Here is a 9,394-nt window from a genome sequence, read left to right on the forward strand (position 1 = left end):
CCTTCGCCCGGCGGCCGCCGGAGTCGCGCATACGCCTACCCTGGCCGCATGCCCACGCTGATCCTCGTCAGGCACGGACGTTCCACCGCCAACACCGCGGGCCTGCTCGCCGGCTGGACCGCCGGTGTCGCCCTCGACGAACGCGGCGCCGAGCAGGCCGCCGCACTGCCCCGCCGGCTCGACGGACTGCCGATCACCGAGATCGTCACCAGTCCGCTGCAACGCTGCCGGGAAACCGTACAACCGCTCCTGGACGCCCAGCCCGACCTGACCGCGCACACCGACGAACGGATCGGGGAGTGCCACTACGGCGACTGGTCCGGCCGCAAGCTCAGCGAGCTCAAGGACGAGCCGCTGATGGAGGTGGTGCAGGCGCACCCCTCGGCGGCGGCCTTCCCGGGCGGCGAGTCCATGCGCGCGATGCAGACCCGAGCCGCCGAGGCCGTACGCGAGTGGAACGCCCGCGTGGAGCGCGATCACGGCGCCGACGCGGTATACCTGATGTGCTCCCACGGCGACATCATCAAGTCTCTCGTCGCGGACGCACTCGGTCTTCACCTCGACCTCTTCCAGCGGATCTCCGTCGAGCCCTGCTCCGTCACCGCGATCCGCTACACCCGGTTGCGGCCCTTCCTCGTGCGGCTCGGCGACACCGGCGACTTCGCGTCCCTCGCGCCGCGCGAGGAGCCGCCCGGCGACGACGCACCGGTCGGAGGCGACGCGGGCGCACCGTGATCGTCCGCCGCAGTAGGGTGAAGCGGTCCCCGTCGACTTCCCGACCCCGAAGCATCCACCCGTTCCCCCAGCATCCGCCCCTTTCCGTCGTTTCCCCGACTCCCATGGAGACAGGACGTGTCCCGTCAGGTGTTCCTCTACGACCCCCCGGACCGTTTCGTGGCCGGCACGGTCGGACTGCCCGGGCGCCGTACGTTCTTCCTCCAGGCCACCGCCGGCTCCCGGGTGACCAGCGTGGCCCTGGAGAAGACCCAGGTCGCCGCGCTCGCCGAGCGCATGGACGAGCTGCTCGACGAGGTCGTGCGGCGCAGCGGCGGCAACGCCTCGGTTCCCGCGATGGCGCCCACCGAGATCGCCGACACCGGCCCGCTGGACACCCCCATCGAGGAGGAGTTCCGCGTCGGCACCATGGCGCTCGCCTGGGACGGCGACGAGCAGCGCATGATCGTCGAGGCGCAGGCCCTGGTCGAGCTCGACGCCGAGTCCGAGGAGGACCTCGCCGAGGCCGAGGAGCGGCTGCTGCAGGACGACGAGAACGGCCCTCCGATGCTGCGGGTCCGCCTCACCGGCGCCCAGGCGAGGGCCTTCGCCAAGCGCGCCCTCGACGTCGTCAACGCCGGGCGGCCGCCGTGCCCTCTGTGCAGCCTGCCCCTGGACCCGGAAGGACACGTATGTCCGCGCCAGAACGGATACCGCCGCGGAGCGTGACGCCCGACGGGGCGTTCGTCGAGCTGCTCGCCCGCGGCGAGCTCACCGTGCGCGGCCGCATCCGTGACGCCTCCAACGCGGCGCTGTTCTGCACGGTCGCCCTCGACGGCCGGGAGGCGTCCTGTGTGTACAAGCCGGTCGCCGGGGAGCGCCCCCTGTGGGACTTCCCCGACGGCACCCTCGCCGGCCGCGAGGTGGCGGCCTACGAGGTCTCCGAGGCGACCGGCTGGGGCCTCGTCCCGCCCACCGTGCTGCGCGACGGGCCGTACGGCGAGGGCATGGTCCAGCTGTGGATCGAGGCGACCCCCGACGGCGACGACGCGGAGCTGCTCGCGCTCATTAACGCCGAGGAGCCCGGACCCGGCTGGAAGGCGATCGCCCTCGCCGAGGTCGGCGAGGGCCGCACCGCGCTGCTCGTGCACGCCGACGACGAGCGGCTGCGCCGGCTGGCCGTGCTGGACGCGGTGATCAACAACGCCGACCGCAAGGGCGGCCACCTGCTGCCCACCTCGCAGGGGCGGCTGTACGGCATCGACCACGGTGTCACGTTCAACGTCGACGACAAGCTGCGCACGCTCCTGTGGGGCTGGGCGGGCGAGCCCCTGCCCCCGGAGTCCCTCGACGTCCTCAAGGGCCTCAAGGACGCCCTGAGCGACGGCGGCCGTCTCGCCGTCCGGCTGGCCGGCCTGATCACGCCGGCCGAGATCGACGCCACCCGCGCGCGCGTGGACGCCCTGCTCGCCTCCGGCACCCACCCCGAACCGAACGGCGACTGGCCGGCGATCCCCTGGCCACCGGTGTAGCGGCGCCCGCAGGCGCGCGGGCACACGAGGCCGAATCCCGCAAGAGTGCCTTACCGGTCATCCGCACGGGTCCGGTTCGTGGACGGGACCGCGGTCCGGTTACGCTCATGACATGCATGCCTGGCCCGCTTCCGAGGTCCCCGCCCTGCCAGGTCAGGGCCGCGACCTGAGGATCCACGACACAGCGACCGGGGGTCTGGTCACCCTCGACCCCGGTCCCGTCGCCCGTATCTACGTCTGCGGCATCACGCCGTACGACGCGACCCACATGGGTCACGCGGCGACCTACAACGCGTTCGACCTCGTGCAGCGCGTGTGGCTCGACACCAAGCGGCAGGTTCACTACGTCCAGAACGTGACCGACGTCGACGATCCGCTGCTGGAGCGGGCGCAGCGCGACGACGTCGACTGGGTGAAGCTGGCCGAGCAGGAGACGGCCCTGTTCCGCGAGGACATGACCGCCCTGCGGATGCTGCCCCCCGAGCACTACATAGGCGCCGTGGAGGCGATACCCGGCATCGTCCCGCTGGTCGAACGGCTGCGGGACCTGGGCGCGGCGTACGAACTCGAGGGGGACGTCTACTTCTCCGTCGAGTCCGACCCGCACTTCGGGGAGGTCTCCCACCTGGACGCCGCCGCGATGCGGCTGCTGTCCGCGGAGCGCGGCGGCGACCCCGACCGGCCCGGCAAGAAGAACCCGCTGGACCCGATGCTGTGGATGGCGGCCCGGGACGGCGAGCCCAGCTGGGACGGCGCTTCCCTGGGCCGTGGCCGGCCCGGCTGGCACATCGAGTGCGTGGCCATCGCCCTCGACCACCTCGGCATGGGCTTCGACGTCCAGGGCGGCGGCTCCGACCTCGCCTTCCCGCACCACGAGATGGGCGCCTCGCACGCCCAGGTGCTCACCGGCGAGTTCCCCATGGCCAAGGCCTACGTGCACGCCGGCATGGTCGCGCTGCACGGCGAGAAGATGTCCAAGTCCAAGGGCAACCTGGTCTTCGTCTCGCGGCTGCGGCGCGACGGCGTCGACCCGGCGGCCATCCGGCTCGCGCTCCTCGCCCACCACTACCGCTCCGACTGGGAGTGGACCGACCAGGTCCTCCAGGACGCGGTGGCCCGGCTCGGCCGCTGGCGCTCCGCCGTCTCGCGGCCCGACGGCCCGTCGGCCGACGCGCTGGTGGAGGAGATCCGCGACGCCCTCGCCGAGGACCTCGACGCCCCGGCCGCGCTGGCCGCGGTCGACCGCTGGGTGACGCTTCAGCACGAGCGGGGCGGCACGGACACGGGCGCCCCCGGCCTGGTCTCGCGGGCCGTCGACGCCCTGCTGGGCGTGGCCCTCTGACCACCCGTCGGACGGCCACCCGCCCACGCTCCCCGGCCTGACCCGGCATCAGGAGACCGAACCCACGAGCAGGGGCGGTGCGCACACCGTGCGCACCGCCCCTGACCCTTGTCGTATCCGGGTCTCAGTCCTCCGGCGGGTCCTCGTCGTCCGGCCCGGTCCCGGGTCCCTGCTCCGGTCCCGTCTCCGGCCCGGCCCCGGGTCCCGTCTCGGGCCCGGTCTCCGTCTCCGGCTTCGGCGGCTTCGGCGGGCGCGTACGGCCGCTCGGACTGTCCCGCAGGTACGAGCCGCCCTCGCCGCCGTCCACCGTGGCGTGCCCACCGGACGACGGGCCGCCGCCGTCCCGGCGTCGCAGATACCGCTCGAACTCACGGGCGATCGCCTCGCCGGACGCCTCCGGCAGCTCGGCGGTGTCCCGGGCCTCCTCCAGCGTCTGGACGTACTCGGCGACCTCGCTGTCCTCGGCGGCCAGCTGGTCCACGCCCACCTGCCAGGCGCGCGCGTCCTCCGGCAGCTCGCCCAGCGGGATCCGCAGGTCCAGCAGGTCCTCCAGACGGTTGAGCAGGGCCAGCGTGGCCTTCGGGTTGGGCGGCTGCGACACGTAGTGCGGGACGGCCGCCCACAGGGAGACCGCCGGGACGCCGGCGTGGGCGCAGGCCTCCTGGAGGATGCCCACGATGCCCGTGGGTCCCTCGTACTTGGTCTCCTCCAGGTCCATACGGCGGGCCAGGTCCGCGTCGGACGTGGTCCCGCTGATCGGCACCGGACGCGTGTGCGGGGTGTCGCCGAGCAGTGCGCCGAGGATGACCACCAGCTCCACGCCCAGCTCGTGCGCGAAGCCGAGCAACTCGTTGCAGAACGAGCGCCAGCGCATGGACGGTTCGATCCCGCGGACCAGCACCAGGTCACGCGGCTTCTCGCCGCCGACCCGGACCACCGACAGCCGCGTGGTCGGCCAGGTGATCTTGCGCACGCCGCCGTCCATGAACACCGTGGGGCGGTTCACCTGGAAGTCGTAGTAGTCCTCGGCGTCCAGCGCCGCGAACACCTCGCCCTTCCACTCCCTCTCCAGATGCGCGACCGCGGTGGAGGCGGCGTCGCCGGCATCGTTCCAGCCCTCGAACGCGGCCACCATGACCGGGTCGATCAGCTCGGGAACCCCCTCGAGCTCGATCACCCAGTGCCTCCTTCCGACGTGCCCTCGCTTGACCCACCAACCTTACGGCGTGCGGCGGGGGCGCCCGCAGCCCCCTTGCACGGGGGAGTGAACGCATCACTGCCCCGTCCGAGACACTCGAACACCCATGATCGCCACATGGCGAGGGCCGGCCCCCGGTGCGGTGGGGGCCGGCCCTCGGGCCCTGCCGCCGGCATGATCCGAGCGAGAAACCCTAGCGCTGCCCGACGGCGACCACGGTCACTCCTTGTCGAGCAGGTCCTGGACCTTGGCCCGGACCTCGCCCGTGGCCAGGCCGCGGATCGTCAGCGTGGTACGGCGGCGCAGCACGTCGTCCGGCGTCTCGGCCCACTCGTGGTCCCGGGCCCACACGACCTGCGCCCAGATCTCCGGGGCGTCCGGGTGGACCCGCTCGGCCAGCTCCGGGTTCTCGTTGGCCAGGCGTGCGATGTCGAACGCCAGCGAACCGTAGTGCGTGGCCAGGTGCCTGGCGGTGTCCGCGGACATCCGCGGGCCCGGCGCCGGACGGTCCACCAGTAGCCGGTGCGCGACCGCGCGCGGGTTGGCGATGCCCGGCAGCGGCAGCTTCTTCGGCAGCGTCGAGATCGGCTCGAAGTCGTCGCCCAGCGGCCGGCCGGGCAGCGACTCCAGCTTCTTCATCACCGTACGGCCGATGTGCCGGAAGGTCGTCCACTTGCCGCCCGCGACGGACAGCATGCCGCCCCTGCCCTCGGTCACGACGGTCTCGCGCTTGGCCTTGGCGGTGTCGCCGGGGCCGCCCGGCAGCACCCGCAGGCCCGCGAACGCGTAGGTGATCAGGTCACGGTCGAGCTGCTGGTCGCGGACGGAGAACGCGGCCTCGTCGAGTATCTGCGCGATGTCCTTGTCGTCGACCGCGACGTCCGCCGGGTCGCCCTCGTACTCCTCGTCGGTGGTGCCGAGCAGCAGCATGTCCTCCCAGGGGAGGGCGAAGGTGATCCGGTACTTGTCGATCGGGGTGGCCAGCGCGGCCTTCCAGGGGGAGGTGCGCTTGAGGACCAGGTGCGCGCCCTTGGACAGACGGATGGACGGCGCGGCGTTGGGGTCCTCCATCCGGCGCAGGTGGTCGACCCACGGGCCGGTGGCGTTCAGCACCAGCCGGGCGTCCACGCCGAACTCGTCGCCGGACAGCCGGTCCTTCAGCTCGGCGCCGGTGACCCGGCCCCTGGTGAAGCGCAGGCCCGTGACCTCGGCGTGGTTCAGGACGACCGCGCCCGCCTCGACGGCCGCGCGGACCGTCATCAGCGCCATGCGCGCGTCGTTCATCTGGTCGTCGCCGTAGACGGCGACGGCCTTGAGGTTCTCCGTGCGCAGCTCGGGCACGTCCTGCGCCGCCTTCGCCGGGGAGAGCAGGTGGCCCACGCCGTCACCGAAGGCGGAGAGCGCGGAGTAGGCGAACACGCCCGCCCCGAGCTTCGCCGCGCCGTGCGGACCGCCCTTGTACACGGGGAGGTAGAAGGTGAGCGGGTTCGCCAGGTGGGGGGCCACCTGGCGGGAGACCGCACGGCGCTCGAAGTGGTTCTCCGCCACCAGCTTCACCGCTCCGGTCTGCAGGTAGCGCAGACCGCCGTGGAGCAGCTTGGAGGAGGCGGAGGAGGTGGCGCCGGCGAAGTCGCCGGCGTCGACCAGAGCCACCCTGAGCCCGGACTGCGCGGCGTGCCAGGCGGTGGAGATGCCCAGGATGCCGCCGCCGATCACGAGGAGGTCGTACGTCGCCTTGGAGAGCTGCTCCCGGGTCTCGGCGCGGCTCGGGTTGGAGCCGGATGCCGGGCGCGTCCCCAGGGCAGGCACGGACTGCAGGGTGGACTGACTGGTCATTGCGGTTTCTTACTCCTCGTCCTCGAGCCAGCCCATGGTCCGCTCGACGGCCTTGAGCCAGCTCTTGTACTCACGGTCGCGGGTGTCCGCGTCCATGCGGGGGGTCCATTCGGCGGCCCGGCGCCAGTTCTGGCGCAGGTCGTCGGTGCTGGTCCAGAAGCCGACGGCGAGGCCGGCGGCGTAGGCGGCGCCGAGGCAGGTGGTCTCGGCGACCATCGGGCGCACCACGGGGGCGTCGAGGAAGTCCGAGAGCGTCTGCATCAGCAGGTTGTTGGAGGTCATGCCACCGTCGACCTTGAGGGCGGTGAGCTCCACACCGGAGTCCTTGGTCATGGCGTCGGCGATCTCCCGCGTCTGCCAGGCCGTGGCCTCCAGGACGGCGCGCGCGAGGTGCGCCTTGGTGACGTACCGGGTCAGGCCGGCGATCACACCGCGGGCGTCGGAGCGCCAGTACGGGGCGAACAGGCCGGAGAAGGCCGGCACGAAGTAGGCGCCGCCGTTGTCCTCGACCGAGAGCGCGAGGGTCTCGATCTCGGCGGCGGTGGAGATCAGGCCCATCTGGTCGCGCATCCACTGCACCAGGGAGCCGGTGACGGCGATCGAGCCCTCCAGGGCGTAGACCGGCTTGTTGTCTCCGATCTGGTAGCCGACCGTGGTCAGCAGGCCCGAGTAGGAGTTGATGATCTTGTCACCGGTGTTCATCACCATGAAGGTCCCGGTGCCGTACGTCGACTTGGTCTCGCCCTCGGAGAAGCAGGTCTGGCCGAACAGGGCCGCCTGCTGGTCGCCGAGCGCGGAGGCCACCGGGATGCCGCCGAGCAGCTCGCCCAGCCGGCCGCCCGTGATCTCGCCGTAGACCTCGGCGGAGGAGCGGATCTCCGGCAGGATCTGCGTCGGCACGCCGATCGACTCGGCGATCTTCTTGTCCCACTCCATGGTGTGGAGGTTCATCAGGAGGGTGCGGGAGGCGTTGGTGACGTCGGTGACGTGCTTGCCGCCGTCGACACCGCCGGTGAGGTTCCAGATGACCCAGGTGTCCATGGTGCCGAAGAGGATGTCGCCCGCCTCGGCGCGCTCGCGCAGGCCATCGACGTTGTCGAGCAGCCAGCGGGCCTTGGGGCCGGCGAAGTAGGACGCGAGGGGAAGGCCGGTCTCGCGGCGGAAGCGGTCCTGGCCGACGTTGCGGCCGAGCTCCTTGCACAGGGCGTCGGTGCGGGTGTCCTGCCAGACGATGGCGTTGTGGACGGGTTCACCGGTGTTCCTGTCCCACAGCACGGTGGTCTCGCGCTGGTTGGTGATGCCGATGGCCTTGATGTCGTCGCGGGTGATGCCGGCCTTCTCGATGGCACCGGCGACGACCTCCTGGACGTTGGTCCAGATCTCGGCGGCGTCGTGCTCGACCCAGCCCGGCTTGGGGAAGATCTGCTCGTGCTCCTTCTGGTCGACGGAGACGATCCGGCCGTCCCGGTCGAAGACGATGCAGCGCGAGGACGTGGTGCCCTGGTCGATGGCGGCGATGAACGGGCCGGCGGTGTGGGCGTCGGTCACTGTGTGCTCCTGAAGTCCTGAGGTCCGTGGGCAGTGGTGCTGTGGGTGCGGCGGGGCGGTGGTACGCCTGCGGTGGGCCGCGGCGCTCGCCGCCCGAGGGCCGCGAGCGCGGCCGTCGTCAGGCGAACGCGAGGTTGTAGATGCCCGCGCCGATCGCGCCGCCGATCAGCGGGCCGACCACCGGGATCCAGGCGTAGCCCCAGTCGGAGCCGCCCTTGTTGGGCAGCGGCAGCAGCGCGTGCACGATGCGGGGGCCGAGGTCACGGGCCGGGTTGATGGCGTAACCCGTGGGGCCGCCGAGGGACAGACCGATCGAGACGACCACGAGCGCGGTGATCAGGCCGCCGAGGACACCGAGGCCGTTGCCCTTGTCGTTCAGGCCCTGGGTGAGGACCGCGAGGATCAGGACGACGGTGCCGATGATCTCCGTGGCGAGGTTCTGCACCGCGTTGCGGACCTCCGGGCCGGTGGAGAAGACGCCGAGAACCGGACCGGCGCCCTTCTCCTGGGCCTCGACGGCCTTGGCGGCGGTGGCCTGCGCACCCGGACCGCCGACGATCTCCTTGTCGGTCAGGTGGGCGTGGAACTGGCCGTAGTAGGCGACCCACACCAGGGTCGCGCCGATCATGGCGCCGAGCAGCTGACCGCCGAGGTAGGTCGGAACGTTCGTCCAGTCGCCGTCCTTGATGGCGAGGGCGACCGTCACGGCCGGGTTCAGGTGGGCCCCGGACAGCGGGCCCGAGATGTACACGGCCGTCATGACGGCGAAACCCCACCCGAAGGCGATGGCGAGCCAGCCGGCGTTACGGGCCTTGGAGGCCTTCAGGGTCACGGCGGCGCAGACGCCGCCGCCGAGCAGGATGAGTATGGCGGTACCGATGGTCTCGCCGATGAAGATGTCGGAGCTGGACACCCGCGACTCCTTTGTCCTTCGTCCAGGGGTAGCCGAACCCCGGGTCCCGCCGGGGGTCTGGCGCCCTCGGGGGGTGAGAGCGATGCCGGCCCTTGGCGTCGTCACACTCTAACGCGTATTGCCGGAAGGTGTTCGACAATGCCGACCGATGGACGCGAGTCTCACCTCGCTGTCACATGGGCGTCAAGAGTTCTGTTGTCGAAAGCACGATCGTTACTGATCGCTGCCCCGCGGCCCCGCCCGCAAAGCCCGCGCGGAGCGCGTCACGGACACGCGCAAGGCCGGTACGGCGACGCCGTACCGGCCTTGCG

General features: G+C 71.8%; 8 protein-coding genes. 4 read left to right on the plus strand and 4 right to left on the minus strand.

Going from position 1 to position 9,394, the window contains the following annotated elements; genetic code table 11:
* The first annotated feature begins 48 nt into the window (after positions 1-48).
* From BZY54_RS45615 to mshC, 4 genes are all read left to right on the plus strand, one after another.
* A complete protein-coding gene (locus tag BZY54_RS45615) occupies positions 49-735 on the plus strand; it encodes a histidine phosphatase family protein (RefSeq protein ID WP_086731230.1) in 687 nt (228 codons plus the stop codon).
* 117 nt (positions 736-852) lie between these two features.
* A complete protein-coding gene (locus tag BZY54_RS45620; RefSeq protein ID WP_086731231.1) occupies positions 853-1,443 on the plus strand; it encodes a DUF3090 domain-containing protein in 591 nt (196 codons plus the stop codon).
* Positions 1,407-2,246: an SCO1664 family protein gene (locus BZY54_RS45625; protein ID WP_086731232.1), complete on the plus strand. Its 840-nt coding sequence runs from the start codon at positions 1,407-1,409 to the stop codon at positions 2,244-2,246. The genes BZY54_RS45620 and BZY54_RS45625 overlap by 37 nt, the downstream gene beginning before the upstream one ends.
* Before the next feature lie 112 nt (positions 2,247-2,358).
* Positions 2,359-3,588 (plus strand): cysteine--1-D-myo-inosityl 2-amino-2-deoxy-alpha-D-glucopyranoside ligase, encoded by a 1,230-nt coding sequence (gene mshC / locus BZY54_RS45630; RefSeq protein ID WP_086731233.1) that lies wholly within the window; start codon positions 2,359-2,361, stop codon positions 3,586-3,588.
* Positions 3,589-3,712: 124 nt separating this feature from the next.
* Here mshC and BZY54_RS45635 read toward each other — a convergent pair whose 3' ends face one another.
* The 4 genes from BZY54_RS45635 to BZY54_RS45650 all read right to left on the minus strand — a co-directional run bounded on the left by BZY54_RS45635 (position 3,713) and on the right by BZY54_RS45650 (position 9,083).
* Positions 3,713-4,765 (minus strand): PAC2 family protein, encoded by a 1,053-nt coding sequence (locus BZY54_RS45635; protein WP_086731234.1) that lies wholly within the window; start codon positions 4,763-4,765, stop codon positions 3,713-3,715.
* Positions 4,766-5,005: 240 nt separating this feature from the next.
* A complete protein-coding gene (locus tag BZY54_RS45640) occupies positions 5,006-6,622 on the minus strand; it encodes a glycerol-3-phosphate dehydrogenase/oxidase (protein ID WP_086731235.1) in 1,617 nt (538 codons plus the stop codon).
* Between the two features lie 9 nt (positions 6,623-6,631).
* Entirely contained in the window at positions 6,632-8,170 is a 1,539-nt protein-coding gene (glpK, locus tag BZY54_RS45645) for a glycerol kinase GlpK (protein ID WP_086731236.1), read from the minus strand.
* 118 nt (positions 8,171-8,288) lie between these two features.
* The gene (locus BZY54_RS45650) at positions 8,289-9,083 is read right to left on the minus strand and encodes an MIP/aquaporin family protein (protein ID WP_086731237.1); all 795 of its coding nucleotides are present in this window, start codon (positions 9,081-9,083) and stop codon (positions 8,289-8,291) included.
* Positions 9,084-9,394 lie beyond the last annotated feature (311 nt).

It is taken from the genome of Streptomyces carpinensis, assembly GCF_002154505.1.
GTDB lineage: Bacteria > Actinomycetota > Actinomycetes > Streptomycetales > Streptomycetaceae > Streptomyces > Streptomyces carpinensis.

Bases quoted from the DNA above. Each gene is read 5' to 3' on its own strand.
- BZY54_RS45615 (WP_086731230.1), top strand. From the start codon at position 49: ATGCCCACGCTGATCCTCGTCAGGCACGGACGTTCCACCGCCAACACC.
- BZY54_RS45625 (WP_086731232.1), top strand. From the start codon at position 1,407: ATGTCCGCGCCAGAACGGATACCGCCGCGGAGCGTGACGCCCGACGGG.
- mshC (WP_086731233.1), top strand. From the start codon at position 2,359: ATGCATGCCTGGCCCGCTTCCGAGGTCCCCGCCCTGCCAGGTCAGGGC.
- BZY54_RS45640 (WP_086731235.1), bottom strand. From the start codon at position 6,622: ATGACCAGTCAGTCCACCCTGCAGTCCGTGCCTGCCCTGGGGACGCGC.